Origin of the sequence: Parahaliea mediterranea, assembly GCF_017255185.1 — a bacterium.
Taxonomy (GTDB): Bacteria; Pseudomonadota; Gammaproteobacteria; order Pseudomonadales; family Halieaceae; genus JAFKCZ01.
The window spans coordinates 240,553-267,305 of the sequence record NZ_JAFKCZ010000006.1 but is presented as its reverse complement, the minus strand read 5'-3'; the positions used below and the strand labels follow the sequence as shown (position 1 = coordinate 267,305).

General features: G+C 65.7%; 22 protein-coding genes and 1 tRNA gene. 13 read left to right on the top strand and 10 right to left on the bottom strand.

Annotated elements, in window-relative coordinates; translation table 11 throughout:
* Window positions 1-76: 76 nt before the first annotated feature.
* The 5 genes from JYP50_RS09760 to JYP50_RS09740 all read right to left on the bottom strand — a co-directional run bounded on the left by JYP50_RS09760 (window position 77) and on the right by JYP50_RS09740 (window position 3,011).
* A complete protein-coding gene (locus tag JYP50_RS09760; protein ID WP_347136760.1) occupies window positions 77-289 on the bottom strand; it encodes a DsbA family protein in 213 nt (70 codons plus the stop codon).
* Window positions 286-699: a YeeE/YedE family protein gene (locus JYP50_RS09755; protein WP_206560317.1), complete on the bottom strand. Its 414-nt coding sequence runs from the start codon at window positions 697-699 to the stop codon at window positions 286-288. Before JYP50_RS09755 ends, JYP50_RS09760 begins: the two co-directional genes overlap by 4 nt.
* A gap of 1 nt (window position 700) precedes the next feature.
* Complete coding sequence (locus tag JYP50_RS09750) at window positions 701-1,138, bottom strand: YeeE/YedE family protein (protein WP_206560316.1); 438 nt, start codon at window positions 1,136-1,138, stop codon at window positions 701-703.
* 82 nt (window positions 1,139-1,220) lie between these two features.
* Entirely contained in the window at window positions 1,221-2,213 is a 993-nt protein-coding gene (locus JYP50_RS09745; protein ID WP_206560315.1) for a LysR substrate-binding domain-containing protein, read from the bottom strand.
* A gap of 60 nt (window positions 2,214-2,273) precedes the next feature.
* Window positions 2,274-3,011, bottom strand: a complete 738-nt coding sequence (locus JYP50_RS09740) for an FMN-binding negative transcriptional regulator (protein WP_206560314.1) — start codon at window positions 3,009-3,011, stop codon at window positions 2,274-2,276.
* Window positions 3,012-3,249: 238 nt separating this feature from the next.
* Here JYP50_RS09740 and JYP50_RS09735 point away from each other — a divergent pair, with 238 nt between their 5' ends.
* Window positions 3,250-4,629 carry a P1 family peptidase gene (locus tag JYP50_RS09735; protein WP_206560313.1) on the top strand — a complete coding sequence of 460 codons (1,380 nt, stop codon included), beginning with the start codon at window positions 3,250-3,252 and terminating at the stop codon, window positions 4,627-4,629.
* 11 nt (window positions 4,630-4,640) lie between these two features.
* Window positions 4,641-5,762, top strand: coding sequence for a PepSY-associated TM helix domain-containing protein (locus JYP50_RS09730; protein WP_206560312.1), 1,122 nt, complete (start codon window positions 4,641-4,643; stop codon window positions 5,760-5,762).
* Between the two features lie 690 nt (window positions 5,763-6,452).
* On the opposite strand, the gene JYP50_RS09725 is transcribed toward JYP50_RS09730, so the two are convergent.
* Window positions 6,453-8,540 (bottom strand): TonB-dependent receptor, encoded by a 2,088-nt coding sequence (locus JYP50_RS09725; protein ID WP_206560311.1) that lies wholly within the window; start codon window positions 8,538-8,540, stop codon window positions 6,453-6,455.
* 64 nt (window positions 8,541-8,604) lie between these two features.
* Complete coding sequence (locus JYP50_RS09720; protein WP_206560310.1) at window positions 8,605-9,921, bottom strand: aminotransferase class III-fold pyridoxal phosphate-dependent enzyme; 1,317 nt, start codon at window positions 9,919-9,921, stop codon at window positions 8,605-8,607.
* Window positions 9,922-10,191: 270 nt separating this feature from the next.
* Here JYP50_RS09720 and JYP50_RS09715 point away from each other — a divergent pair, with 270 nt between their 5' ends.
* The 3 genes from JYP50_RS09715 to JYP50_RS09705 are packed head-to-tail and all read left to right on the top strand — an operon-like array spanning window position 10,192 to window position 16,062.
* Window positions 10,192-13,431: an amidohydrolase family protein gene (locus JYP50_RS09715; RefSeq protein WP_431311297.1), complete on the top strand. Its 3,240-nt coding sequence runs from the start codon at window positions 10,192-10,194 to the stop codon at window positions 13,429-13,431.
* Between the two features lie 43 nt (window positions 13,432-13,474).
* The gene (locus tag JYP50_RS09710) at window positions 13,475-14,629 is read left to right on the top strand and encodes a serine hydrolase domain-containing protein (protein ID WP_206560308.1); all 1,155 of its coding nucleotides are present in this window, start codon (window positions 13,475-13,477) and stop codon (window positions 14,627-14,629) included.
* Between the two features lie 29 nt (window positions 14,630-14,658).
* A complete protein-coding gene (locus JYP50_RS09705; RefSeq protein WP_241262999.1) occupies window positions 14,659-16,062 on the top strand; it encodes a peptide MFS transporter in 1,404 nt (467 codons plus the stop codon).
* Between the two features lie 13 nt (window positions 16,063-16,075).
* Here the strand turns inward: JYP50_RS09705 and JYP50_RS09700 are convergent, their stop codons facing one another.
* Complete coding sequence (locus tag JYP50_RS09700) at window positions 16,076-16,693, bottom strand: alpha-ketoglutarate-dependent dioxygenase AlkB family protein (RefSeq protein ID WP_206560306.1); 618 nt, start codon at window positions 16,691-16,693, stop codon at window positions 16,076-16,078.
* 205 nt (window positions 16,694-16,898) lie between these two features.
* Between JYP50_RS09700 and JYP50_RS09695 the strand changes: the two genes are divergently transcribed.
* Window positions 16,899-17,258: a DUF3192 domain-containing protein gene (locus JYP50_RS09695; protein ID WP_206560305.1), complete on the top strand. Its 360-nt coding sequence runs from the start codon at window positions 16,899-16,901 to the stop codon at window positions 17,256-17,258.
* Window positions 17,259-17,332: 74 nt separating this feature from the next.
* Window positions 17,333-17,962, top strand: coding sequence for a glutathione S-transferase N-terminal domain-containing protein (locus tag JYP50_RS09690; protein WP_206560304.1), 630 nt, complete (start codon window positions 17,333-17,335; stop codon window positions 17,960-17,962).
* A gap of 38 nt (window positions 17,963-18,000) precedes the next feature.
* On the opposite strand, the gene JYP50_RS09685 is transcribed toward JYP50_RS09690, so the two are convergent.
* Window positions 18,001-18,432, bottom strand: a complete 432-nt coding sequence (locus JYP50_RS09685; RefSeq protein ID WP_206560303.1) for an HIT family protein — start codon at window positions 18,430-18,432, stop codon at window positions 18,001-18,003.
* A gap of 251 nt (window positions 18,433-18,683) precedes the next feature.
* On the opposite strand from JYP50_RS09685, the gene JYP50_RS09680 reads away from it, so the two are divergent.
* From JYP50_RS09680 to JYP50_RS09670, 3 genes are all read left to right on the top strand, one after another.
* Window positions 18,684-20,093 (top strand): amidase, encoded by a 1,410-nt coding sequence (locus tag JYP50_RS09680; protein ID WP_206560302.1) that lies wholly within the window; start codon window positions 18,684-18,686, stop codon window positions 20,091-20,093.
* A 36-nt stretch (window positions 20,094-20,129) separates the two neighbouring features.
* Entirely contained in the window at window positions 20,130-21,329 is a 1,200-nt protein-coding gene (locus tag JYP50_RS09675; RefSeq protein WP_206560301.1) for a pyridoxal phosphate-dependent aminotransferase, read from the top strand.
* 240 nt (window positions 21,330-21,569) lie between these two features.
* Complete coding sequence (locus tag JYP50_RS09670; protein ID WP_206560300.1) at window positions 21,570-21,998, top strand: hypothetical protein; 429 nt, start codon at window positions 21,570-21,572, stop codon at window positions 21,996-21,998.
* Window positions 21,999-22,056: 58 nt separating this feature from the next.
* Here the strand turns inward: JYP50_RS09670 and JYP50_RS09665 are convergent, their stop codons facing one another.
* Window positions 22,057-23,142: a hemolysin family protein gene (locus JYP50_RS09665; protein WP_347136759.1), complete on the bottom strand. Its 1,086-nt coding sequence runs from the start codon at window positions 23,140-23,142 to the stop codon at window positions 22,057-22,059.
* A gap of 98 nt (window positions 23,143-23,240) precedes the next feature.
* Between JYP50_RS09665 and JYP50_RS09660 the strand changes: the two genes are divergently transcribed.
* The 3 genes from JYP50_RS09660 to JYP50_RS09650 all read left to right on the top strand — a co-directional run bounded on the left by JYP50_RS09660 (window position 23,241) and on the right by JYP50_RS09650 (window position 26,591).
* Window positions 23,241-23,648: a hypothetical protein gene (locus JYP50_RS09660; RefSeq protein ID WP_206560299.1), complete on the top strand. Its 408-nt coding sequence runs from the start codon at window positions 23,241-23,243 to the stop codon at window positions 23,646-23,648.
* A gap of 122 nt (window positions 23,649-23,770) precedes the next feature.
* Window positions 23,771-23,847 (top strand) — tRNA-Arg (locus JYP50_RS09655).
* 380 nt (window positions 23,848-24,227) lie between these two features.
* The gene (locus JYP50_RS09650; RefSeq protein WP_206560298.1) at window positions 24,228-26,591 is read left to right on the top strand and encodes a hypothetical protein; all 2,364 of its coding nucleotides are present in this window, start codon (window positions 24,228-24,230) and stop codon (window positions 26,589-26,591) included.
* The last annotated feature ends 162 nt before the right edge of the window (window positions 26,592-26,753 follow it).

The window sequence follows — 26,753 nt, the reverse complement described above, 5'->3', positions numbered from 1 at the left end:
GTGTCATGCCTTACTGCATCCAATATCAGGCGCATAACATGCCCCATGTCCGCTCCCGCATAGAGGTCCTGTCTATTTAGTAAGCCAGCGCACCCCGCACCAGTGGCAGCTGATCGTTGCCAAAATACATATCGTCCCCAGCCACGAAAATCGTCGGCGACCCGTAGCCGCCGCGATCCACGGCCTCCTGGGTATTCATACGCAGCCGGTTTTTCATCGCCTGATCGCTGGTCGCCGCCACCAGCGCCTCGCCGTCCTCGCCAATGGCACTGCCGATGGCGGCGATCACCGCCGGGTCAGCTCGAACACGCCCATGCCGCCGAGCATTGCCGCCACGAATACCAGCGCCTTGGCCTCGCCGGCGCCCAGTGCCACCAGGGCGGGGCCGGGGCAGAAGCCCGCCAGGCCCCAGCCAATGCCGAAGCCCAGGCTGCCCAGCACCAGCGGGCGGTCGATTTGCGTCGCGGTGGGCAGGCGCATGGGCTCGCCCAGCAGGCTGGTCTTGCGGCGGCGGGCGAGGGTGAAGGCCACCAGGCCCACGGCGATGGCGCCGGCCATTACCAGCGCCAGGCTGGGGTCCCAGTCGCCGGCGATGTCGAGGAAAGCAAGCACCTTGGCCGGGTTCGCCATGCCGGAAACCAGCAGGCCCAGGCCGAAGATCAGGCCGGCGAGCAGGGCGGTCAGGAAATGTTGGTTCATCTCAGCCTCCCGCCAGGTGGCGTACGACATACACGGTCAGGAAGCCGGTGGCCATGAAGCAGACGGTGGCCAGCAGCGAGCGCGGAGACAGGCGGGAGATGCCGCACACCCCGTGGCCGCTGGTGCAGCCGGCCCCCAGGCGCGTGCTGTAGCCGACGATCAGGCCGGCGGCGATGATCATGGGATAGCCCGCCTCGATGCGGATCGCGGGCAGGCGGTCGAACATCTGCCACAACAGCGGCGTGACGATCATCCCGCCGAGAAAGGCCACGCGCCACAGGGTGTCGCCCTCGGCGGGCCGGAGCAGGCCGCCGAGGATGCCGCTGATGCCGGCGATACGGCCGCTCCACAGGATGAACAGGGCGGCCGCCAGGCCGATCAATGCGCCGCCGATCAGGGCGGACCAGGGGGTGAATGCGTACCAGTCTACGGTGACCATGGGGCCTCCTCAGTATTGCGGAGGCTCCAGCATAAGCCAGGGAGCATAAATTGAGTAGCGGTCCGCCGCTGCCCGGGCGGGGTCAGTCGCCGCGCTTGGCGGCCGCGGACGGTATCTCCCGGGCCACGGTCTTGCACAGCCAGTTGCGGAAGCGGCGGATGGTCGGGCTGTCCCAGCGGTCGACCCGGGCGAAGAACCAGTAGGACCAGGGATGCACCGGGCGAAATTCCGGGCGGCCCCGGCCGATCTCCACCAGCACTCCGCTGGTCAGGTCGTCCGCCGCCACCAGGGGGTTGGTAAGGGAGATGCCGCGCCCCTGGCGGGCCGCGGCCAGCGTCATGTGCCCGTCCCACAGGCGCGGGCCGCTGAACTCGCAGTCCTCGATGTCGTGCGCCGCCAGCCAGATGCGCCAGGTGTCGAAGTCCTCCTCGTGCAGCAGTTCGTGATCGAGGAGGTCCCGCGGTTCATTGATCGTCGCGACCTGTGACAGGTAGTCGGGACTGGCCACCGGAATGATCGGTGGGCTGGCGACTTCCATGGCCCTGATCCCCGGGGAGGGCTGGAAGGGGATTTCGGAAGCGGGCACCAGGCGAATGTCCACGTCCGCTTCCATGCGGTTTAAGTCGGCCTGTTCGTGGGTGGAGCGCAGTTCGATGTCGAGGCCGGGGTGGGCCTCCTCGAAAGCGGCCAGGTGGCCGATCAGCCAGTGCAGGGCGAAGCCGGGCATGCACCAGACTTGCAGGCAGTTGTCCTGGCTGAGTTTGAGCAGTTCCAGGGTGGCGTCGGCGATATCGTCGATGGCGGGGCCGATCTGCCGGTGGTAGCGGCGGCCGGCCTCGGTGAGCACCGCGCCGGCGGCGGTGCGTTCGATCAGCGGCGTGCCGGTCCAGTCCTCGATGGTGCGCAGGTGGCGGCTGACCACCGCGTGGTCCCGGCACAGGGCCTGGGCGGCCTTGCGAATGCCCCCCAGGCGCGCCACCGCGTCGAAGGCGCGCAGTGCCTCGAAGGGCGGTATGGACTTGCGCGCCGGGAGCTTGGCGCGGTAGCGGTCCGTGGCTTGGCGGTCAGATCCCATGAAAGATTCCATACACCGAATGTGGCCAGCCTACCATAACAGGGCCTCCCGCGCGGCCCCTTAGGCCGAAACCGGCAGGGGCAGGGCGCCGGCCAGTTCCGCGGCCATGGCGCCGGCCACCGCGGCGCCCTGGGGTTGTGGCGATTCCGACAGTGCCGCCATGATGCCGAGAATGTCGTCCAGGTGCTTGTCCTGGTTGAGCCGGTTCACACCCTCCAGGTGGGTGATTACCAGGCGAAAGGCGGTCACCTTGTCCAGCAGGAAATCGGCGCGCTCCCGGGGCAGGTCGTCCAGGGTCCAGCGCGTTGCGCCGGGGTCGGGGTGGGCGCCCAGCTCCACGTGATCGATGGTGCGGCGCAGTACCTCGCGGACACCCTCGGGGTCGGTAATGGCTTCCAGCTGGCCGTGGGCCTGTACCGCGCGGTAGTTCCAGGTGGGGGCGGTGTGGGTGACGCGAAACCATTGCGGCGACACATAGGCCCCCGGGCCACTGAATACCGCCGTGGCCCGTGCCCCGGCCTGAATGGCCGACACCTGGGGGTTGCGTCCCGCCATGTGGCCAATGAACTGCAGCGCACCCCGCGCATCGCGCTGGGGTAGGGCCACCATCGGCGAGGCGGTCACCCGGTGTCGCCCCTGCTCCGCGGTGAACAGTTGCGCCAGCGGATAGGCCGCTACCAGCGACAGCATCTGTGCTTCGTCGCGAAATTGAAAATGGCCGGGCACGAACAGTGCCTCGCCCTCGTCCCGCAGACTGCGGGATAAATAGTGGCCCGGGCGGGGGCTGTCGCTTCCCATGCGGGTGTCCTCCGGTGATTGGCGTTATGTGCCCAGTCTAGGCGGGGGCCGCCGAGGCGGGCAGATGCCTATTGCGTTGCCCCCGGTGCGCCAGCCACACCCCTCGCTCATTGGCCAATCTCAAGAGCCAGCCAGGTGAGTGCCGCGCAACGCCCGCGGCGCGATTGGCATCTCCCCCCGCGCGGTGGCGCTCGGGTACCATCGGGGCGATATCCAGTGCCGACCAGGGAGGCTTTAGATGCCCGTACTACCACGATTTTCCGCGTTTTCTCCGGCTGTTTTCGCGGCCTGCCTGACCCTGGCGGGACCGGCGGCGTTCGCCGAAGGCGGGCCACAGCAGCACCTGCGGCCGCTGCTCAACCAGGCGGGGGAGCGGGTACTCGAATACGACTGGCCGATGCTGAAAGTGGGGACCGGTGAATACGAGGAGGGTCCCACCGGCGTCACGGTGTTCCACTTCCAGGAGAAATCCCAGGTGGCGGTGGATGTCCGCGGCGGCGGTCCCGGCACCGTCAACGCCGCCTACATGGAACTGGGTTACGATATGCCGGAACTCGATACCGTGGTGTTCGCCGGCGGTTCCTGGTATGGCCTGGAGGCCACCACCGCGGTGGCGACCGCGCTCAAGGACGACGGCATACGCGACGGCGACGCCTTCTCCCTCGAGCCGAGTATCGCCATGTCGGTGGGCTCCATTATCTTCGATTTCGGCAGCCGGCGCCTGAACGAGATCTATCCCGACAAACGCCTGGCCCAGGCCGCGTTTCGCGCCGCCGATAGCGGCCGCTTTCCCCTCGGGGCCCACGGCGCGGGTCGCTTCGCCAAAACCGGCGGCTTTTTTGGCTGCAATGCCTACTCGGGCCAGGGGGGCGCTTACCGTGAGTTCGGCGAGGTGAAAATCGCCACCTTTACCGTGGTCAATGCCCTGGGCGCGGTCACCGACCGCGACGGCAATGCCGTGGCTTGCTACGGTGAAGACGGCTGGCCCAGCCCCCTGAAGACCCGCGACCTGATGAGTGAGTTCGTGGCCAAGCGCGAGGCGCCGGAGGCGGGTAACCGCAAGAACACCACGGTCAGCCTGGTAGTCACCAACCAAAAAATGACCCCGGCGGAGCTCAAGCGCCTGGCGGCCCAGGTGCACACCTCCATGGCCCGCGGCCTGCAACCTTTCGCCACGATCTTCGACGGCGACGTGCTCTACGCCGTGTCCACCGGCGAGCTCGACGAAACGGTGTTTTCCTCCGCCGAGTTGGGCACCCTGGCCTCGGAAGTGATGTGGGACGCCATCCTCAGTTCGGTGCCGCCACAGCCGGCACATCCCGAATTCCGTGACCGCCAGGTGCTGGACGCCGGGGCGCTGGCGAAGCTGGGCGGCCACTACCGCTTCAGCCCGAAGGCGAGCCTGCAGGTGGAATATCGCGACGGGGAACTCTACGCGCGGGCCACCGGAGAGCGCGATGTCTACGCGATCGGGCGCGAGGAGCCGGTGCGACTGCTGCCGGTCGATGCCACCGACTTTACCGTCGACAGCCGCTACCCCCTGCGTCTGCGTTTTGCCGCCGACGGCCAGCTGGTACTGAACCCGGGGCACTGGCAACAGCTGGGCCGGCGGCAGTAAGGGGCGGGATCATGTCACGCAAGGCGCTGCTCAACCTGCACCGCTACCTGGGGCTCAGCCTGCTCGGCTTTCTGTTGGTAATTAGCCTGTCGGGCTTTGCCGTGGTGTTTGAACAGGAATGGGACGCGCTGTTAAATCCCGGATTGTACCGGGTCGCGCAGCCCGGGGCGCCGGCGCTGCCGCCCGGGGAACTGGCGGCGCGCATCGAGGCCCAGCTGCCGCGCGCCCATCTCACCCACCTGCCGCTGGTGCGGGAGCCACGCCGCGCCGTGGTGGCCTACGTGGCGCCGCGGCTCGATCCGCGCACCGGCGACGCTCACGCGCTGGATTTCGATGAGGCCTTTGTCGATCCCACCACCGGCCGGGTCAACGGCGTGCGGCAATGGGGCGAGTGCTGCGCGCGCGCCAACTGGCTACCGCTGTTGTACAAGGTGCACAATCGCCTGCTGATGCCCAGCAGCATCGGTCACCGGGTGCTGGCGGTCATCGCCCTGGCCTGGCTGGCGCTGTCGCTGGTGGGGCTCTACCTCGTGTTGTCCGCCCGGCGACGCCAGCTCACCTGGCAGCGCGGCTTGCGGGGGCGTCCGGCGACCCTGCAGTGGCACCGGCTTCTCGGCTTGTGGACCCTGCCGGTGGCGCTGGTGACCATTGTCACGGGCCTGAGCATGGTCCTGGAGGACGAGGTTACGCGACCGCTGGTCGAGTTGGTCGGCGGTGACACCCTGGCCACCGAGCACCTTACCCCGGTTGCGCACGACGCGCCCCTGGATCATGGCCGGGCCTACCAGCTGGCGCTATCTGCGCTGGCGCAACCGGCAGCTACTCTGGTGCCGGCCGCCGTCGACTATTCGCCATCCCGGCGGGAGTACCGGGTCGCCTTTGCCGACGCCGCGCTGCCCGGGGCGGCGCCGCGCGTGGTCCGCGTCGGCGATGCGGGCGCCGGCACCATGGCCGTGGTCGAGGAGCGGCGCACGGTGTCCGGTCAACTGTTGGCCAATCGCCAGGCCCTGCACAGTGGGGTTTTGCTGGGTTTGCCCGGCAGGGTGGTGGCCGCCGCCATGGCCCTGGTGCTGGCGGCGATGTCCGGCACCGGTTTGTGGATGTGGCGCCAGCGCACGATTCGTCGCCGGTAGCGGCGACAGACCGCCAATCCAGGTCCGGCTGCAACCTCAGCAGTTCGCTGAGCCCTTCCTCCGACATCGCCTCGAACGGCCGGCTGCAGGAAAACGGGGACGGATACCTATTTCCGGAGAAATGGGTATCCGTCCCGAATGGCACTCGTCCCGAATGGCACTTACTTTTAAGCCTAATCCCATGAATTAGATACAAAAGAGATCGACCCGGTGGTAGGTTGCAATTCCCCCAACCCACACCGGAGCGGATCTTATTGTCCCATGGCAACCCCGCCGTCTCCCGCCGATAACCGGCGCGCCTGCGCTTTCACCGTAGCCGCCAGTGTGACAGCGAGCACTTTTTCAATCTGCTGGCCAGCGACACGCTGCTCGATGCCGTGAAGCAGTCATTGCCCACCCACCGAGAACGCCTCTACCCGCCGACGGAGATCCGCTCGCCCAGACCCTCAGTGCCCGACCGCTCCTGCCGGCACGTCGTCAATCGCGCTGCGATGGGACGCTGGGCGCTGGCAAGGCCGATGTGCGGATCGTCGATGGCATAACGCTCACCCTGCCTGACCCCGCGGTCATTCAAGTGAGGAAAAAAGGAGACGGTGGGCTTAGGGTTGGGGAAGTGATGGGTCGCTGTAAAAAGCTCACCGCCCCGGGACAGGATAGAGGGTTGCCCCGGCGGCGGTGAGAACGGTTGGGTTAGAAGGAGTAGGTGGCCTCGACGCCGAGGGTGCGCGGTCGAGTGCGGTTGGCGTTTTTCCAGCCCCGGTAGGGGTCGATGTACTCGTTCTCGTTGGTGAGGTTGGTGCCGAACAGTTCCAGCGACACGCGCTCCCAGGAGATGCCCAGGCGTGCGTCGAGCAGGGCGATGTCGTCGGACATCTGCGGCAGGTTCTCGTCGGGGAAGCTGCTGCGATCGACATAGCTCACCGCGTCGCGGTAGCTGTAGTCGACGCGGGCGAAGCCCGGCCGGTCGCCAAACCAGTTAAAGTCGTAGTGGGCGCCCAGGCTGTAGCTGAACTCCGGTACGTAATCAGTGGGGTCGCCCACGATATTGGTGGCGTCGGTGGAGCGCACCTCGACGACCTCGCTGTCGATGTAGGAGGCGGTGGCATTCAGGGTCAGCGCGGCGACCGGCGACCAGTTGAAGCCGGCCTCGAAGCCTTTCACCTCGACATTGCCGATATTGCTGGTCAGTTCCACGAACGATGTATCGATGAAGATCAGGCCGCGGCGCAGCATGTCATCGTACTCGGTGTAGTAGGCAGCCAGTTCCATGTCCAGGCGGCCGTCCAGCAGCGAGGCCTTGGTGCCGATCTCGTAGCTGAGCACTTCCTCGGGTTGGTAGTTGGGCAGGTCGCCGCGATTGAAGCCGCCGCTGCGGAAGCCCTTGGCCACGCTGGCGTACAGGTTGGCGTTGTCGCTCAGGCTGTAGGAGGCGTAGAGCCGCGGGTCGGTGGAGTCGAAACTGTCCTCCTCGGTGAGGTCGCCGTCGAAGGAGGTCTGGTCGTCTTCGTAGTAGCGCACGCCCACACCGAGTTCCAGCCGCTCGGTGAGTTTGTAGGATACGTCGCCGAACAGCGCGTAGGACTCGATCGTGTAATTGCTGGTGTACTGGGCATCGGGGTAGACCACGCCAAAGTACAGCGTATCGTAGACGGCGGAAAAGTCGCGCTCCAGGTCCTGGTAGATGCCGCCCACGGTCCAGTTGAGCCGGGTTTCCCCGCTGGACACCAGGCGCAGTTCCTGGGTGACCTGCTCGGCCTGCAGAAAGCGCGCGTCGTTACCCTCCAGGGTGCCGTCGTAGAGCGTTTCCTCGGTACCGAAGTAGGTAAAGGGATACTGGTGGTCGTGGTCCGTGTAGGTGGTGGCGCTGATCAGGTTGGCAAAGCCGAGGTCGTAGTCCAGGGTGAGGGAGTAGAGGTCGTAGTCGTATTCCTTGGGCAGCAATTTGGTCGAGGGGTCGATGGCCACCGCCACGGTGCGATCCGGCTCCTCGTAGCCCAGGCCCAGCTCGGTCTCGTTGCGGTGGGACTGTACCAGGGCCTCGGCGGAAAAACGGTCGCTGATATTCCACAGGGCCTTCAGGCGGAAGTGGTTGAGGTCCTGGTTGTTACCGTCCTTGATGCCGGCTTCGGGCTGGTCCTGCCAGCCGCCGCCGCGTTCCACGGTGCCCGCGAAGCGCAGGGCGAGGACATCGTCGATCACCGGCATATTGAGGGTGGCGGTGACCGCCTCGCGGGTGTCGCCGTCGTCGATGCTGGCGAAGGAGCCCTTGATGTCGCCGTGGAAGCCGTCGAAATCGGGCGAGTTGGCCACGTACTTCACGGTGCCGGCGATGGCGCCCTGGCCGTACAGGGTGCCCTGGGGCCCTTTCAACACCTCTACCCGGGCCAGGTCGATGGGTCGCAGGTCCAACTGATCGTAGCCGGTGAGGCTCATGGGCGCCTCGTCCAGGTAGACGCTGACCAGGGCGCCGTTGGAGTCGGTGTTGGCCAGCCCGCGCATGAAGATCACGTAACTGCCCGGCCCGTCCTCGCGCAGGGACATGCCCGGCACCGCGAAGGACAGGTCCTGGATGTTGTTGATGCCTTTCTGTGCCAGCAGGTCGCCGCTGAAGGCGGTGACGCTCATCGGCACGTCGATCAGCCGCTGTTCGCGTTTTTGCGCGGTGACCAGTACCTCTTCTAACTGCCGGGACTGTTCACCCTGGGCCACTGCCTGCTGGGCGCCGAGTGGCACCACCGCGCAGGTGGTGAGTGTGAGTGCTTTGCCTAGACGTTTCATGGTATTACCCCCTTGGTTGTATAGTCTTATCTGCCGGGTGGCACCCGCTGCACGCAGCGCATACTCACGCCGTCATGCGTTGCTCTTCGGTTACCGTACGGATGGATCGCCAGATTTTTTCGGCGAATTCGTCGATATGGGACTCCTCCGCCACCAGCGGCGGCGACATCACCACGATGTTGCCCAGTCCGCGCAGCATCACTCCCTGTTTCCAGGCCTCCTGGAACACGCGCACACCCACCGGCGCCTCGCTGCCCTGGTCGGCGAATTCAATCGCGCCGAGCAGGCCGTAGTTGCGAATATCGATGATTTCCGGCAGGTCCTTGAGGTTGTGCAGGACGTGCTCGAAGTACTTGCCAATACCCTCGTTGACGCGGGTGAACAGGCCCTCCTCCTCGTAGATGTCGAGGCAGGCATGGGCGGCGGCGCAGGCGATGGGGTGCGCGGAATAGGTGTAGCCGTGGAAAAACTCGATACCCTCGGCGGAAGCCATGATGGTGTCGTGGATGCCGCTGCGACAGAATACGGCGCCCATGGGCACGGTACCGCTGGTCAGGCCCTTGGCCACGGTGAACAGGTCCGGCAGGATGTCAAACTCGATGCCCGCGGTGAAGGAGCCGGTGCGCCCGAAGCCGCACACCACCTCGTCGAGAATAAGCAGCACGTCGTGTGCGTCGCAGATTTCCCGCAGACGCTTGAGATAGCCCTTGGGCGGGATGATCACGCCGCCGGCGCCGGCGATGGGCTCCACGATCACCCCGGCGATATTTTCTGCGCCGTGCAGCAGGATCAGCTGCTCCAGCTCCTCGGCGCGGTCCGCGCCGAAATCCGGCAGGCCCTTGCTGAAGGCATTGCGTTCGATGTCGAGGGTGCTGTGCAGGTGGTCCACCGGCGCCCAGCGACCGAAGGTGCGGGTGTTGGTGGTGATCCCGCCGACAGTGGTGCCGCCCATGTTGACACCGTGGTAGGCCCGTTCCCGGGAGATGAACATGCGCTTGCTGCCAAGGCCGCGGGCACTTTGGTAGGCAATGGCCATTTTCAGCGCGGTATCCACCGACTCGGAGCCGGAGTTGGTGAAAAACACATGGTTCAGGTCGCCGGGCGCCAGCGCCGCGAGGCGTTCCGCCAGGGTGAAGGAGGCGTCGTGCCCGAAGCCGAAGGAGGGCGCGTAGTCGAGATTGACCGAGGCCTCGTACATTGCGCGAGCCACGGATTCGCGGCCGTGGCCCAGGTTGCTGCACCACAGGCCGGCGGTCATGTCGAGGATGCGCGCGCCCTCGCCACTGGTCCAGTACATGCCCGATGCCGAAGCCAGCATGCGGGGATTGGCTTTGAACGCCTTGTTGGCGGTGAACGGCATCCAGTGCGCGTCTAACTTCATGTGTACGTTCTCCAGATGTGCTTGCGGGTAGGTTTTTTTACGATTACATCGGCATTGTAGGTCTGCATCGCCGCGCCAAGGAGATGCCTATCGCGTGGCCTAAGGTGCGCCGGGGGCACCGCCGCTGGCGCGCTTGGCAACTACTCCCCGGCCGGACCCTGCCTTACCATGTTTCGCACAACATAACGAAACCAGGAGTTCCTACCCATGCCGCTACACCGTGCACCGACATGTCGTCCGCCGCGCCCGCTGGTCGCCGTTACTGGAGCGGTGTTGACATTCCTGCTGGGGCAGGGCGCCAGTGCCGCCGAGCGGGACTGGGATATCGCCGACACCGGGCAGCCGGCGACAGAGGTCGCCTTTACCCTGGAGGAAGGCACCTGGATGAGCGTGGACGTGAGCCCGGACGGCGAGACCCTAGTGTTCGATCTGCTGGGCGATATCTACGCGCTGCCCGCCGCGGGTGGCGAGGCGCGCGTGCTGCATGACGGGCCCGCGATCCAGCGCCTGCCGCGATTCAGCCCGGACGGCCAGCGGCTGCTGTTTGTCAGCGATGGCAGTGGCGCCGACCAGCTCTGGACCTCCGCCGCCAATGGCTCGGACGCGGCGCCGTTGACCCGCAATCACCAGCCTCATATTTATGGTACGGCCGACTGGAGTCCCGATGGCGAATACGTGGTGGCCGCGCGCCAGGACCCGACCTTCGATAAAATTCGTACCTCCCAGCTGCGGCTGTTTCATACCGCGGGCGGCGATGGCCGGCTATTGGTGGACGGCGCGGAAAGTGGCCAGGACGTACAGGAGGCCCAGTTTTCCCCGGACGGGCGCTACCTCTACTACACCGAGCGCCGCGCCCCGGACCACTTCGTGTTCGTGGAAGCCAACCACACCAACTTCGTGATCACGCGCCGCGACCTGGCCACCGGCGACAGCCGGGTCCTGGTGGAGGGCTTTGGCGGCGCCAGCAGCCCGCGGCCCTCGCCGGACGGCAAGTCGCTGGCCTTTGTTCGCCGGGTGAAGGACAAGACCGTACTGTTCGTCTACGACCTGGCCAGCGGCGAGCAGCGGCCGGTGTACGACGGTCTCGACCGGGACGCGCTGGGCGACTACGTGCCCCACGGCGTCTACTACCCGCTCTACGACTGGTTTCCCGATAACCGGCACATTGCGATCTGGGCGGGGGGGAAACTGCGCCGGATCGACACCGTCAGCGCCAGCAGCGAAGTGATCCCCTTCACCGCCCAGTCGCGGCACCGCATCACCGACACGCCGCGCTTTGCCCGGGATCTCGCGCCAGAGCACTTTACCGTGCGCGCGGTGCGGCACGTGGCGCTGTCCCCGGATGGCGAGACCCTGCTGTTCTCCGCGCTCGGGAACGTGTGGCGCAAGTCATTGCCCGACGGAGAGCCCGAGCGCCTGACCGACGCCGCCGTTTTCGAGTCCGAGCCGGCCTGGGCCGCGGATGGCCGCCGTATCGCCTACGTGGAATGGCATGACGAGCGCGGTTCGGCGTTGAAAGTCGCCTCCCCCGCGGGCCGTCGCGACCGGGTGGTGGCGCAGAGCCCCGGGGTCATCCGCGAGCCGGCGTTTTCAGCCGATGGGCGCTGGCTGACCTACCGTGTCGAGGACCACAACAAGGACATGGGGGGCTATCGTTCGCAGCCCGGTTTATACGTGGTGCGAATCGATGGCGAGGAGGGCGCGCGGGTGCACGACGGCGGCGCCGCGCCGCTGTTCTCCCCCGACGGCGAGCGCGTGTACTTCGAGCGCGTCGGTTACGACCCGCAGGGCAAGCGCACGGAACTGGCCAGCGTCAATCGCCGGGGCCTGGACCTGCGCATCCACGCGGTGGCCAGGGGGGCCGACCGCAGCGAGATTCGCGTCAGTCCGGATCTGCGCTGGATTGCCTTCCGCGAAGAGCAGCAGTACTACCTCGTGCCCTATCGCGAGTTGGGCGAGCCGATAGAACTCAGCGCGCGGGGCGATGCCCAGCCGGTGGCGCGGTTGACGGAGGTGGGGGGCTACGCCCTGGCCTGGCGCGGCGATGGCGCCGAGCTGGCGTGGACGCTGGGTGCGCAGTTGGTCACCGCAGAGCCCGCGGCACAATTCGCCGAAAAAGGACCGGTCGCCACCCGGACCGACATCGGCCTCGAGGTCGCATCCGACGTGCCGCAAGGGCGCCTGGCCCTGGTGGGCGGACGGGTTATCACCATGCGCGGCGAGGAAGTGATCGAGCGCGGCACGGTGGTGGTGGAGGGCAATCGCATCGTGGCGGTGGGGCCGGAAGGCGAGGTGGACATTCCCGCGGATGCCCGGCGCATCGACGTCGGCGGCAAGACAGTGATGCCCGGGTTGGTGGACATGCACGGGCACATCGACTGCTGTTACATGACCGGCTCCCTGCCGCAGAAGCAGCCGGGCCGCTACGCGGCGCTGGCCTTCGGGGTAACCACCAACTTCGACCCCTACGCCACGGAGCTGCCCAGCTACGAAGTGCGCGAAACCAACCTGGCGGGCATTACCGTGGGGCCGCGTTCGATCAGCTCCGGCCTCGTGGTCTACGGGCGCCGCAACAAGGGCGACGGGACTTTCGTGCCCTTGCGCGACTACGGCGACGCGCAGCGGGTGATGCGGCGCAAGAACGCCCTGGGCGGCGCGGTGATCAAGAGCTACAAGCAGCCGGCCAGGCGCCAGCGGCAGCAACTGGTCAAGGCGGCGCGCGAGGCGGGCATCATGGTGGACGCCGAGGGCGCCAGTCATTTCTACGACAACATCGGCATGATCCTCGACGGCCACATGTGCCTGGAGCACAACCTGCCGGTGGCCAATTACTACGACGATCTCGTGCAGCTGATGGCCCATGGCGATACCGCCAACACGCCGACATTGGTGGTGACCTTCGCCGAGCTGTTTGGCGAGAACTACGTCTACCAGAAGACCCGCGCCTGGGAGCACCCCAAGATCCAGACCTTCGTGCAAACCACCACCAGCAGCTACAGCCCCCTGGGCGCGCCGCACTCGGCGCCGCCCCACGTGCGCGGCATGACCAGCATCCACCTGGCGGACGAATTGTGGGACGTGGGTTTCCGCTCGGTGGCGCGCTCCACCCGCAAGCTGGATGACGCGGGGGTGACCATCAATGTCGGCTCTCACGGCCAAATGGCCGGGGTGGCGATGCACTGGGAAATGTGGCTGCTGACCCAGGGGGGCATCGGCAATCACCGGGTGTTGCGCGCCGCGACCATGAACGGCGCCCGCACCCTGGGGCTGGAGCACCAGATCGGCTCCCTGGAGGCGGGCAAGCTGGCGGATATCATTGTGCTCGACGACAACCCCCTGGAGGATATCCGCAACAGCAACAGCGTTCGCTACTCGATGGTCAACGGGCGCCTGTACGACGCCTACACCATGGACGAGATCGGCAACTACGACCGGCCCCGCAGCCGTTTCTACTGGGAAATGCAGGATTACGGGGATATCGACTGGAACGAGGCCTGGGCCGGGCAGTGAGCCCCCCGCCAGGGGACAACCAACAGTACACAGGAAGCGACACATGAGTGATACCACAGCGCCACCCAGGGAGACCGTCGGATCGGTCCGCGACGCCTACGCCGGCCGCCTGTTTCCCGGCGCGCAGATTCCCACCTTTCGCAATATCGACCGGCTGTTTCCCTCCCGGCCGATTCGCCGCGGCGACACGGTGCGCCCGCTGGTGGTGGGCACCGGACGCGCCTTCAAGGACATGACCTTCGAGTCCGCCGGCCAGCGTTACGACCTGTTCGACTGGGTGTCGCGCAACCGCATCGCCGGAGTCCTGGTAATGAAGGACGGGCAGCGGCGGTTTGAGCACTACGAGTTCGGCAACACCGCCAATACCCGCTGGATGTCCATGTCCATGGCCAAGTCCATCAGCACCACCCTGGTCGGCGTGGCCATCCAGCAGGGCTTGATCGCCTCGGTGGACGATGCGCTGGTCCAATACATACCAAGCCTGGCGGGGGGCGCCTACGAGGACGTGACCGTGCGTCACCTCATGTTGATGGCCTCCGGGGTGCAGTGGAATGAAGACTCCACCGACGAAAGCTCCGAGCGGCGCCAGGTACTGGAGTTGCAGATCGCCCAGCGGCCGGGCGCGATCCTGGACTACATGTCCGGCCTGCCCAAGCTGGCGCCCTCTGGCACGCGCTGGAACTACAGCACCGGGGAAACCCACCTGGTGGGGGAATTGTTGAAGGCGGCCACCGGTCAGTGGCCCGCCGACTTTCTCAGCGAGCACCTGTGGTCGCGGCTGGGCATGGAGTCCGATGCCAGCTGGTGGCTGGAGTCTCCCGACGGCCTGGAAATCGCCGGCAGCGGCATCGCCGCCACGCTGCGCGACTACGGTCGCTTCGGCCAGTTTATCTGCGACGGCGGCGTGATCGACGGCCGGCCGGTGTTGCCACCGGGCTGGGTGGCGGAGGCCGCCGGCCCCACCGACATCCATGGCGAGACGGTGCCCTACGGCTACATGTGGTGGTCGGTGGCGGGGGGCGACGGTCGCTACGACGATGGCGCCTTCAGCGCCCGCGGCATTTTTGGCCAGCGTATTTTCATCAACCCCGCGCGGAACGTGGTTATCGTGGTGTGGAGCGCGCGCTCCAAGCCCCTTGGCGACGAGCCCATCTGCGACAACGATTTCTGTAACGCCGCTTGCGAATGGCTGGCGTAGGCATGGCGACAAATGAGGTGGCATCCGGCATGAGCACAGTGGGCGAATCCGCGCGAAAAGGCGGTTTTTTTGGGCACCCCCGGGGGGTGGGCTACATCGTATTCACCGAGGCCTGGGAGCGCTTTTCCTTCTACGGGATGCAGGGCCTGTTGGTGCTGTACATGGCGGGTTACCTGTTCCAGGCGGAGGCCGCGCAAAACGTGGTGGGTTTCGAGACCATGCGCGCGACGATTGAGGCGGTCACCGGACCGCTGTCGCCCCAGGCACTGGCCACCCAGGTGTTCGGTATTTATATCGGCCTGGTGTACTTTGTGCCGGTGTTCGGCGGCCTGCTGGGGGACCGCGTCTTGGGCCGCACGCGGGCGGTGTTGCTGGGGGCGGCCGCGATGGCGCTGGGGCATTTCCTGCTGGCCTTTGAAGCCTCCTTTGTGTTCGCGCTGCTGGCCATCATCACCGGCTCGGGCCTGCTCAAGGGCAACCTGGCGGCCCAGGTGGGGGCCTTGTACGAGCGCGACGACCCGCGCCGCGACGCCGGCTACTCGCTGTACGTGGTGTCGATCAATGTCGGCGCGACCATCGCCCCGCTGGTCTGCGGCACCCTGGGCGAGATCTACGGCTGGCACTACGGATTTGGCGCCGCGGGGGTGGGCATGCTGGTCGGTATCGTCGTATACCTGAAAGGGCGGGCGCACCTGCCGGCGGATGAGTTGGCGAAGGACCGCGGGCAAGACCGCCACCTGCGGGCCGGCGAGGGCCGCATCGTGTGGACCATTGTCGTGGTGCTGGCGATCACCGCGCTATTCTGGACCGCCCAGACCCAGGTGTGGAATACCTACCCCCTGTGGGTGCGCGATCGGGTGGACCGCGCGGTGCTGGACGCGACCGTGCCGGTGACCTGGTTCCAGTCCCTCGATACCCTGGCGGTGTTGCTGTTCGCGCCGGTGGTGCTGTGGTTGTGGCGCCGCCAGCGCGCCGCCGGCAGTGAACCGGGCGATCTCGGCAAGCTCGCCATCGGCTGTCTCATCTTCGCCTGTGCCTGCGCCTGGCTGAGTGGCGCCGAATGGGCCAGCGGCGGCGAGGCGGTCGCCATTGGCTGGCCGCTGCTATTCCATGGCATCTGTGCCTGGGGCTATCTGTACGTGGGGCCGGTGGCGCTGGCTTTGGTGTCGCGGGCCGCGCCGCTGTCGGTCAATGCGATGATGGTCGGCGCCTACTACGTCGCCATCTTTGTCGGCAGTATCGCCAGTGGCTGGTTGGGGCGTTTTTACGAAACCCTGTCGCCGGCGATGTTCTGGGCCGCGCACGCGGCTATCGTATCCACCGGCGCGTTGCTGTTGTTACTGGGTCGCGGGCGCCTGGCCCGGGGTATGGCCCTCGACGCGGAGGCGGGTGAGCAGCGCGCCGCCGGGGCCTCTGTCCGCCAGCCGGCCTGAGGTCCGTCGCGCGTTACCGCACCGGCGCGACAATGCGCCGGAAGGTCAGGTTGATACGCGGCCCGCAGGCGCGCCGCAGTTTGTCGATGCCGTGTTTCCAGTGGGCCTGGGTGTCGCCACTCATCACCAGCAGGCTGCCGCTGGGCAGGGGGAGGCGAACCGGGCGCAGGTCCTTGCGCCAGCGGTGGCGGAACACCAGCTTGCGCTCCGCTCCCAGGCTCAGGGAGGCGACCGTGGGCCGCGCCCCCAGTTCCGGCTCGTCGTCGGCATGCATGCCCATGCTGTCGCGCCCGTCCCGGTAGTAGTTCAACAACACGCTGTTGTAGCGGGCCCCACTGGCCCGTTCAACCGCATCTTTCAGCTGGCGCAGCAGCGGTGTCCAGGGCAGCGGCTCCAGCGTCCGGCCGGAGTAGCGGTAGCGGCTACCGGGGTCGCCGTACCAGGCCAGCAGTCGCGGCTGGAGCCGGGTCTTGCCCCACAGGGTAATCGATTCCCGCCGCCAGGGGGTGTCGGCGATCAGGCGCTCGGCCAGGGCGTCCGGCGACGCCGATAACGCGATCCGGCGCAGCAGCAAGAGGTCGGCGTCGGGCAGTGGCAAGCGCTCAAAGGGGCTGTGATCAAACAGGTCCATGGTGAGGCCATGTTATCACCCGCGGGCCCCTCGGTCGGGTACCGGTCCAGGCGGCAGCTCCTGCCGCGATAAGCGGAGCCCCTGGTGCGACGAATGGCGGTGGCGCGGTAATTGACATTCCTGGTGTTATAGTCAAATATAACACCATATCGGGCGGCCTGTGCGGCCCTCTTGTTTTTAACCGGTTCATAGCGAGGTAGTTACCGTGATTTCCCTGGCCCAGTTTATGGTTGTCATCCTGTTGGCGTTGTCGGCTGTTGGTTGCGTGTTTATCGACGGCGAGTTGGTCGATCACGACAGCTGGAAGAGTGAGCAGCGCGACAACCGGGAGGCGATCAGCCGCCTGCAAATTGGCATGTCCCGCGCCGATGTACTCGAGCAATTGGGTACGCCGGACGATTCCGAGGCCTTCACCCGCGACGGCGAGGAGGTGCGTGTGCTGTTCTTCCGCACCCAGCGCCGGCATTCCGACGGCGATACCACCCGCGACGAAACCACGCCCCTGGTGTTCCGCGACGACACACTGGTGGGCTGGGGCGAGGACGTCTACCGCGACCAGCGCTGAACCGGCCCGACTTGCGGCGCGGCGCGGAGCTGGCTACTGTCAGTCAAGCCGATCACCCGATAGAGGAGAGCGCCGTGCTTACGGTCCACCACCTGAACAACTCCCGCTCCCAGCGCGTACTGTGGCTCATGGAAGAGCTGGAACTCGACTACGATATCAAGCGCTACCAGCGCGACCCCGAGACCAACCTGGCGCCGCCGGAGCTGGAGGCGGTGCACCCCCTGGGCAAGTCGCCGGTACTCACCGACGGCGAGTGCACGGTGATCGAGTCCGGGGCGATCATCGACTACGTGCTGCGTATCCACGGTAACGGCCGCTTGCGCCCACCCGAGGGCAGCGCCGCCCACGAGGCCTACCTGCAGTGGCTGCACTACGCCGAGGGCAGCGCCATGCTGCCACTGATGCTGAAGATGTACACCGCGCGCCTGCCCGACGGGGGCGAGGCCTTGCAGCCGCGCATCGACGGCGAGCTGGACCGCCATCTGGGCTACCTCGACGGCGCGTTGGCCGGGGGTGAGTGGTTCGTGGACGACACCTTCTCCGGCGCGGATATCCAGCTGTCCTTCGTGGCGGAGATCGCACCGCTGCTGTACAGCCTGGCCCACTTTCCCAACCTGGCGGCTTTTCGCGAGCGCATCCAGGCGCGGCCCGCCTACCGGCGCGCCCTGGAGAAGGGGGGCGACTACGCCTTTGGCCCCGGCTGAGGCCGGCTGGCCGGTGGCGGCCGGGTCCGCGCCCGGCCTCAGCCGGCGTCGGGCGTCCTGAGATTGCAGGCGCCTTGCAGGGCGCCGCGGATGTCCGCCAAGGTCTCCTGCGACCAGTCCCCGCCCTCGGGCAGGGCGCCCCACACCGGGCGGGGCCAGCAGGCGTCGCCCTCGCGGCGACCGATCACGTGCAGGTGCATCTGCGGCACCACATTGCCCAACCCGGCAAAATTCACCTTGGGATAGCCCAGGTCCTCCTTCAGGAAGCGCGACAGGGCGCTGCAGTCCGCCAAAACCCGGTGCTGATCAGTGTCGGGCAGGTCGAGCAGGTCGGCGAGGCCGGTGTTCGGCACCAGGATGAACCAGTGCAGCAGGGCATTGCGCGACAGCAGCAGCGTGCCCGAATCCAGCTGTCCGAGCCGGTGGCAGTCTTGCAGCAGTTGCGGGTGAATGTCGGGGATTGTGGTCATGACGGGGTCTCCTTCGCGATAGGCAATGGAGGATTCCAGCAGGCTCGCCGCCGGTCAAGTACGGCTTGTGTCGGGCGGTGACATTCCGGCGCCGCCAATAGGTTGCGTCGCGGGCCGGCGCGCCTGATTTGACAGCCGCACCTCGCAACTCGTACCGTCACTGAACAGGCTGTTGAACTAGCCTTGCCGGGCTTCTTCAAACCGCGGTCTGAGCGCCATCGGGCGTCAGTGTTGTGTACAAGGAGGAAACCATGGGCAATGACATCGTGGCCATGACTGCCACCGAACTGCTTGCGCGCTACCGCGATGGCAGCCTGTCCCCGGTCGAGGCCGCGCGGGCCATGCTGGCGCAGATCGAGCGCCTGGACGGGCCGGTCAACGCCTGGTGCCTGGTGGACGAGGAGACGACCCTGCGCTACGCCCTGGAGTCCGAGCTGCGCTACCAGCACGGGGCGCCCAAGGGCCTGGTGGACGGCGTGCCGGTGGGGGTGAAGGACGTGTTCCTCACGCCCATGTGGCCCACCTTGAGGGGCTCGTGCACCGTGGACCCCAACAGCACACTCGGCAAGAGCGCGCCCTGCGTGGCGGCCCTGGATCGCCACGGCTACGTGCCCCTGGGCAAGACCACGACACCGGAATTCGGCTGGAAGGGCGTCACCGACAGCCCCCTGTGCGGCCCCACCAACAACCCCTGGAACCCGGCGAAGACCGCCGGCGGCTCCAGCGGCGGTTCCAGCGCCGCCGTGGCCCTGGGCATGGGGCCCCTGGCGCTGGGCACCGATGCCGGCGGTTCCATTCGCATCCCCGCCTCGTTTTGCGGCATCGTGGGGCTCAAACCCTCCTTTGGCGAAGTGCCCCACTGGCCCGCCAGCCCCTTTGGCACCCTGGCCCACGCGGGGCCGATGACCTGGACGGTGGAAGACTGCGCGTTGCTGATGAACGTGATCTCGGAGGCCGACCACCGGGACACCCAGGCCGTGCCGCGGCGCAACATCGACTACCTGGCGAATCTCGAGGACGGCGTGGCGGGGATGAAAATCGCCTACAGCCCCAACCTCGGCCACGTTGAGGTGACCCCGGAGGTGGAGGCCGCGGTGCGCGAGGCGGCCAAGGTGTTTTCCGCCATGGGTGCCAACGTGGTCGAGGTGGACCCGAGTTTCAGCGACCCCCTGGGCTCCTTCGGTCACCTGTTCTACGGCGGCGCCGCCAACGCGATGCGCGACCTCGGCGCGCGCAAGCGCGAGCTTATGGACCCGGAGCTGGTAAAGGTGGCGGAAAAGGCCGCCAAGCTGTCCATGCTCGACTACATGGCCGCGGTCAACGAGCGCATGGCGCTGTGCGAGCGCATGGCCAATTTCCACCAGAAGTACGACCTGCTGCTGACCCCGACCCTGCCGATTACCGCCTTCGCCACCAACCGGGAGGTGCCCGAGGACTGGCCCAGCACCCGCTGGCCGACCTGGACGCCCTTTACCTACCCCTTCAACATGACCGGGCAGCCCGGCCTGTCGGTGCCCTGCGGATTCTGCAGTGACGGGCTGCCCATCGGCCTGCAGATCGTGGGCGCCAGATTCGACGACGCGCGGGTGTTGCAGGCGGGTTACGCCTACCAGCGGGAGGCGCCGCTGACCGACCGTCGGCCGCCGCTGTTCCACAGCTGAATCGCGAGCTTTTTTTACGCTATCCGGAGGGCGACCATGGGCGATCACGACATCGATTTCTACGAGTCGGAAGACCCGATCTGGAACCCGGCGCTGCTGACCATCCCCATGCCGGGTATCCGCAAAATGGTGAACCTGGCGTCCACCATGGAAGACGTTATCCACCTGTCCATCGGCCAGCCGGACCTGCAGGCGCCGCCCCACGTGGTGGAGGCGACGGTGGAGGCCCTGCAGGCGGGGCAGACCGGCTACACCATGGATGCCGGATTGCCGGAGTTGCTGGAGGCGCTGTCGGACTACTACGGCGAGCGCTACGCCAGGGAGCTGACCCCGGACAATATCCTGGTGACCACCGGCGCCACCGAGGCCATCTACCTGGCGCTGACCTCCACCTCGTCGGCGGGGAGGGAATTTATCATCCCCGACCCGGCCTTCATGCTCTACGCGCCCCTGGTGCGGATGAACGGCGGCACGGTGAAGACCATCCCCACCCGGGCGGAAAACAATCACCAGCTGGACCCGCAGGAAGTGATCGATGCCATCGACATGAATACCTGCGCCATCGTGCTCAACTCCCCCAGCAATCCGACCGGCACGCTGTACCCGCGGGAGACCATCGAGGCGATCGTGGAGGAGGCGGCCTACCGCGGGGTCTACGTGATCAGCGACGAGGTCTACGACCACCTGGTCTACGATGATAAAACCTACCCCAGCGTCCTGTCCTGTTGTTCCGATTTGGACCACGTGATGGTGATCAGCAGTTTTTCCAAGACTTTCTCCATGGCGGGCATGCGCATCGGCTGGCTGATCGCCAGCCAGGGCGCGATCAAGAAGTTGCGCCGCTACCACATGTTCACCACCACGGTGGCCAACACGCCCTGCCAGTGGGCGGGAGTCGCCGCCCTGAGGGGGGATCGCAGCTTCGTCACCAACATGCTGGACGTCTACACCAGGCGCCGCGACCGGGTGGTTGAACTGGTGGACAAGACGCCCTACCTGGAGGGTTACAAGCCCGAGGGTGCGTTTTACCTGTTTCCGGCCCTGCCCGAGGGGATCAACGGCAACAACGTGGCATTGCGCCTGCTGAAGGAGACCGGCGTGTGCACCATCCCGGGCCAGACCTTCGGCGAGTCCTGTGGCAACGCCCTGCGCATCAGTTACTCCACTTCCATCGAACAGATCGAGGAGGCTTTCCGGCGGATGATTCCGTGGATGGAGAAGCAGGATTTCGAGTAGCCGTTGGCGCAGCCGTGCGACGCACATGGGCCCCGGGGGCGCGATTTACCGCAAGGAACAAGCCAGCTGGCATGCCGAGTGGACGCTTTACTAGGCCGCGTCCCCTGTGTAGTCTTGATGGCATCCGTACTCACATTGTGTTCGGCGAGCGCGGGTGCCGACGCGGCTGCCATGTTTCGTACATAGGGCCGTTGCACGATCACGTTGACTATCTGACAGATACACATTGGGGGTTTCATCATGAAGTTACAGCAATTGGCCACCGCATTGTTTGCAGCCGTGGTAGTTCTGGCGATTCCTGCCTGCAGCAAGGAAGAAGCCCAGCAGAACATGGACAGCGCCAAGGAGAAGGCCGGCGAGGCGATGGACAAGGCCGGCGATATGGCCCGTGACGCCGCGGACGCCACCGGCGATGCCATGGACAAGGCGGGAGACAAGATGTCCGAAATGGGCGATGACATGTCCGACGCCGCCGACGATGCCATGGACAAGGCCGGGGATGCCTGGGACGACACCAAGGACGCCGTGGGTGACATGGCGGACGATGCCAGCGACGCGGCCGGGGATATGGCCGACGACATGGAAGACGCCGCCAGCGATGCCGCCGATGCCGCCGGGGAAGCGGCCAGGGACGCCGAGGATAAAATGAAGGACGCGATGGGTAACTGACAGCCCGTCAGCCCCGGGTCAAGCACGAACCAAAGGCCGGTTGCGCAAGCGCCGGCCTTTATTTTTGGCGGAGCGTCTCCGGCTCGGTAAGCCCCATGGCACGGGCGCGGCGCTTGGCCAGCCGCTTGGCCAGCCGCTGCAGGTCAACGGTGCGGTCCACCTCGTCGACGATCTCCTTGCCCAGCAGGGTTTCGAAAATGTCCTCGAGGGTGATGACGCCGTCGACACCTCCGTACTCGTCCACCACCAGCATCATATGGGCGCTTTGCTCCAGCATCACCTCGAAGGCGCGCAGCAGGTCGATGGCCGCCACCAGCGCCGGCAGTTCCCGCCGGTAGTGGCCGAGGGGCTGGAGGGTCTCGCCGCGGCCGTGGGCGGAAACCAGGTCGGAACGCAGCACAAAGCCCGTCACCTGGTCCTGGTTCTCGCCATAGACGGGAATGCGCGAGAAGGGTTCGCGCTCGTAGTCGTCGACGTAGGCCCCCACGGTCAGGTCCTCGGGCAGCGAGAACACCACCGGGCGCGGCGTCATCACGTCCTTGACCCGCATGTCGCGCAGTGCCAGCAGGTTGCGCAGGATGCGCGATTCGTGGTCTTCCAGCTCCCCCTCCATTTCGCCGAGCTCGGCCATCACCGCAAACTCCTCGCGACTCAGGCCACGCAGGGGTTTGCGGTGCGAGATCAGCCGGGTGAGCCAGGCGGACATTTTCACGAAGGGGTACAGCAAGACCACCATCCACTGCAGCATGTAGGCGATGGGCGGCGCCAGGGTGCGCCAGTAAAAGGCGCCCAGGGTCTTGGGAATGATTTCCGAAAATACCAGGATCAGGAAGGTGAGTACCGCGGAAAAAATGCCCAGCGTACCGCTACCGAACACCACCGCGGCCTGAGCCCCGGCACCGGCGGCGCCCACCGTGTGGGCGATGGTGTTGAGGGTGAGGATGGCCGCCAGGGGGCGGTCGATATCCTGCTTCAGGTGCCGTAGGCGGGCACCGGCGGGCTTGCCCTCCTGTTCCAGCAGGTGGGTATAGGCGGTGGTGACGCTCAGCAATACAGCCTCCGCCACCGAGCACAGGAAAGACACGCCCAGCGCCAGGCTGACGTATAGAATCAACAGGGTCATTGCCGCATTGTATACAGCCACCCGCCGGAATACAGCACCCGGGCACAACGCGACATTGACCGGTGGTCTGGGCTACTATGTAGGGGCTTGGAATTGAACAGGGGAACACAGTGGTAAATATGCGAAACAGCCTGGGCGCGCTTCTGCTGGGCGCTGCCGTTGGAGCCGGGGGGGCGCTCGCCCAGTCAGCCACCCAGGAAACCGACTGGATGGAGCTGGTCAAGGGCTACAAGGGCAGCAAGGTGGGCGCGGAACTGCGCGATATCCAGATCATGGACGACACGGGCAGCCAGCGCATTACCGTGGCCATACCCAAGTCGGCGATTGGCCACCCGGATACCATGGAAGAGGTGCGCGTGGTGGGCCGCCGCCCCGACAAGCTGGAATTCGAGTTCCCGCTGGAATTCACCTACGAGTGGGTCGACGACTACGACAACGACTATTACGGCCTGGTCCTGCACCTGGGCAAGGACAGCAAAGTACCGTTCCGCCTGTTCATGGACTCGCGCAGCGGCTTCGCCAATTAGCGGCGGGAGGGCCCGCGGGTGGCTTGTTCGCCCCCTGTCCAGGAAGATGAGGCTGCGGGACAATAAATCGCAATAAGCCCTTGACTCCTAAAAGGTTCATCCCTATAGTACGCCACCTCAACGCGCCTGTAGCTCAGCTGGATAGAGTACCTGGCTACGAACCAGGCGGTCGCACGTTCGAATCGTGCCAGGCGCGCCATCTTACAAAAGGCCACCCCTTGGGGTGGCCTTTTTCGTTCGCGGGCGGGCCCCAGCGAATCGGGCCCCCGGCTCGCCCCGCACCAAAAAATACTTAAAACTAGCATATGCGACCCGGGCCGGGCGGATTCCCGGCTGTATCCCGGGCGGGCACAACCACCATCGCAGGCGGTCAGGCGCCGGAGTTCCCGGCCGGTGCCTCCGGCCAAAAACCCAGTTTGGTCGAGCGCACATTGATTGCTATATTTACCCCGAAATATTGGATCAATCCCCGGATTTTGGCGCCAGCGCGGAGGGCCCATGGTGTGTCGATGGTCGAAATGTGTTCTCGCGATAGTCGCGGTCGGAGTCTTTGCTGGCAGCGTCCATGGCAGTGATCGCATGGTTGGCCTGGAGCCGCGCGGTGAGCAGCTGGCCGTTGTTCAGGCAGCAGGTGGCTCGTCCGGCAGTCCCGTATTGACGCGGAATCCGCCGCCGCGCTACCACATCGAGGCGCCGGAGGCGCCGGCCGCGCCACCGCGGCCCACGGTGCAGCCGGAAGAGGGCGGGATTATTTATTCCCGCGTGCCCCGCACCACCGGCTGTCACGATCTTGTCCGCGGTAACGACGGCAATGTCCTGGAAAATGTCTGTCATCTCGACTTCAAGGACGCGCTGCCCGATGTGGTTCGCGACAACGGCGATTTCAATGCGCCGGGGCAGTTGGTGTGGCTGAAAGAAGATGGCACGGAAGTGCTCATCTATGACTGTTACACCGATCGTCAGCCCTGCGTGCCCTTCGACAGCATGGTTTCGCCAGACGGCACCAAAGTCGCGTTTTCCGTCTATTGGTCGAACAACCTGGAGCAGGGGTGGCTGAGCAAGTATGACTTGCCCAATACCATCATCGGCAATGAAGAGGGCAACTGGTCGGTTATCCACATCTACGACCTGCGGACGGGGGAGCTGACCCGGTGGCCCCACAATGGCAAGGGCGGTCGCAACGACGCCGGGCCGGCATGGCTGGGCAACGACCGTATTGTCTTCACTTCCAACGCGAGAGGCTATCAACGCCCTCAGATACGCTCGTTGTCGCCGCGCTACTCGCCCGAGGCCCGCCTGTTTACCGCCAAGGTGGACGGCTCCGACCGGCGCGACATCGGCCAGCACGATGTGTCCGGCGCCCTGCATCCCTATGTGCACTCTAGTGGGCGGATCTTCTACTCGTTGCATCGCGGCTCGCACAACCTGATGCACGGAGGCACCAATGGCGGCATCAATACCACCGGCACGCAGGACAACCAGTGGGTGTTGGCGCATACCGATTCCGACGGCGGTGACTTCGCGGTGGCGGTGGGCATGCATGCCAAGGGGGCGTTCGGCGACACCATGAAGGCGATCCATTTCCTGGGGCAGCGCGTCAACGGAGACATGTGCTTTAGCGATTACTATCGCAAGAACAACTTCGGGCTGGGGCAGGGCTGGTGTTTCCCCATGCAGCCCAATGGCATTGAAGGTCCGGCGCCGGACTTCCTGCCCCGCGGGCTCTATCGCTTGACGACGTGGGCGGTCAGCGGCGATGTCGCGGTGTTCGACGGCAAGGTCGGCTGGCCGGACGGCATGCTGGACGGCCAGGTGCTGTTGACCCTGGGGCGCGGCCTGTGTACCCATGTCAACGAGAGCCTGACCCGGTCTCCGGAGCGTGTGCGCGCGCAATCCGACTCCTACGTTAAGTTCGGTTGTAACACCGGGATTTATCGGACGACCAGGATACCCAGTAGAGACATGCAGGATCTGGCCGTCGTGGTGGATCGGCCCGAGTGGCACGAATTCAATGCCCGGGTGATCAAGGCTCGCGAGATCCGCTACGCGCCCATGCAGACCTCTAGCAACGGGTCCTGCCAGATGCTGTCGGCGGATGTACATGCAAGCGATGCGCTGAACTACTACGACTACGACTTCAACGAAATTTACCGTTTTATTGACGGCAATGGCTCGCAGCTCTATGGCGTTGACCCCGCGGACGTGGTGGCGGTGCGCTTTTGGCAGGTCAAGCAGAATGTCCCGGGCACGTCGTGGAAGGATGTCGGCAGGAGCAGCATAGGCAACAAGGTGAGGTTGCTCGGCGATGTACCCGTATTGGCGGACAATTCGTTGCGCGTGGCGCTGCCCTGCGATACCCCGATCATCATGGGCGGGGTCGACAGCGAGGGGCGCCTCGTCAGGCGGGATCAGTTGCCCCAGTCGCTGCGTCCCGGCGAGCTGCGCACGTGTAGCGGTTGCCATCTGCATGGATCGATGGGCAAGTCGCCGGAAAACACCCTGGCCTGGCATGTGGGGCCGGTGGTACTGGACAAGCCGTCCCCGGTGCCGACATTTAACAGGGACATCGCGCCGCTGCTACAGAAGCATTGCTCTGAATGCCACGCCGATGGCTCGGTACCGATAGACAATTATCACGATCTGGTCTGGGATTTCTTCCAGGCGGCGGTCCCGTCGGCGCGGAAGGTCCAGGTGTCCGATTCTTCCAACCCAAATCGCCAGTTTGGCTTGCAGCGACCGCAGTCCTCGAAGTATGTCAATACCATGTATGCGCGTAAATCACTGTTGTATTGGTGTGCGGCGGGGGAGCGTACCGACGGTATGCGGGATGCGAGTTACGGCAATGACATTGATTTTGGCCGGTGCTCCGGCCACGAGCGTATTCCAGATGAGGATCTGAGGGAACTCGCGCTTTGGCTGGATTCCGGCGCTCCCGAGTCTTGAAGCTGTCTCTTTGTCGGTGTAGGCACCTAGCTATGTACCAGTAGAGCACCGTAGGGTTGCCCTGCCCGCTTCGATGCAGTGCGGCAGGCGGAGCCTGATCACGCCGCTGCAGCGAAGGAGAAACCTACAACGCCCCGACAAACATAAGAAAACTAGGGCGTC

What these genes read in the sequence shown, in the direction of transcription:
- JYP50_RS09755 (WP_206560317.1), bottom strand. Translation starts at nt 699, where the DNA reads ATGAACCAACATTTCCTGACCGCCCTGCTCGCCGGCCTGATCTTCGGC.
- JYP50_RS09750 (WP_206560316.1), bottom strand. Translation starts at nt 1,138, where the DNA reads ATGGTCACCGTAGACTGGTACGCATTCACCCCCTGGTCCGCCCTGATC.
- JYP50_RS09745 (WP_206560315.1), bottom strand. Translation starts at nt 2,213, where the DNA reads ATGGGATCTGACCGCCAAGCCACGGACCGCTACCGCGCCAAGCTCCCG.
- JYP50_RS09740 (WP_206560314.1), bottom strand. Translation starts at nt 3,011, where the DNA reads ATGGGAAGCGACAGCCCCCGCCCGGGCCACTATTTATCCCGCAGTCTG.
- JYP50_RS09735 (WP_206560313.1), top strand. Translation starts at nt 3,250, where the DNA reads ATGCCCGTACTACCACGATTTTCCGCGTTTTCTCCGGCTGTTTTCGCG.
- JYP50_RS09730 (WP_206560312.1), top strand. Translation starts at nt 4,641, where the DNA reads ATGTCACGCAAGGCGCTGCTCAACCTGCACCGCTACCTGGGGCTCAGC.
- JYP50_RS09725 (WP_206560311.1), bottom strand. Translation starts at nt 8,540, where the DNA reads ATGAAACGTCTAGGCAAAGCACTCACACTCACCACCTGCGCGGTGGTG.
- JYP50_RS09720 (WP_206560310.1), bottom strand. Translation starts at nt 9,921, where the DNA reads ATGAAGTTAGACGCGCACTGGATGCCGTTCACCGCCAACAAGGCGTTC.
- JYP50_RS09710 (WP_206560308.1), top strand. Translation starts at nt 13,475, where the DNA reads ATGAGTGATACCACAGCGCCACCCAGGGAGACCGTCGGATCGGTCCGC.
- JYP50_RS09705 (WP_241262999.1), top strand. Translation starts at nt 14,659, where the DNA reads ATGAGCACAGTGGGCGAATCCGCGCGAAAAGGCGGTTTTTTTGGGCAC.
- JYP50_RS09700 (WP_206560306.1), bottom strand. Translation starts at nt 16,693, where the DNA reads ATGGACCTGTTTGATCACAGCCCCTTTGAGCGCTTGCCACTGCCCGAC.
- JYP50_RS09685 (WP_206560303.1), bottom strand. Translation starts at nt 18,432, where the DNA reads ATGACCACAATCCCCGACATTCACCCGCAACTGCTGCAAGACTGCCAC.
- JYP50_RS09680 (WP_206560302.1), top strand. Translation starts at nt 18,684, where the DNA reads ATGGGCAATGACATCGTGGCCATGACTGCCACCGAACTGCTTGCGCGC.
- JYP50_RS09675 (WP_206560301.1), top strand. Translation starts at nt 20,130, where the DNA reads ATGGGCGATCACGACATCGATTTCTACGAGTCGGAAGACCCGATCTGG.
- JYP50_RS09670 (WP_206560300.1), top strand. Translation starts at nt 21,570, where the DNA reads ATGAAGTTACAGCAATTGGCCACCGCATTGTTTGCAGCCGTGGTAGTT.
- JYP50_RS09660 (WP_206560299.1), top strand. Translation starts at nt 23,241, where the DNA reads ATGCGAAACAGCCTGGGCGCGCTTCTGCTGGGCGCTGCCGTTGGAGCC.
- JYP50_RS09650 (WP_206560298.1), top strand. Translation starts at nt 24,228, where the DNA reads ATGGTTGGCCTGGAGCCGCGCGGTGAGCAGCTGGCCGTTGTTCAGGCA.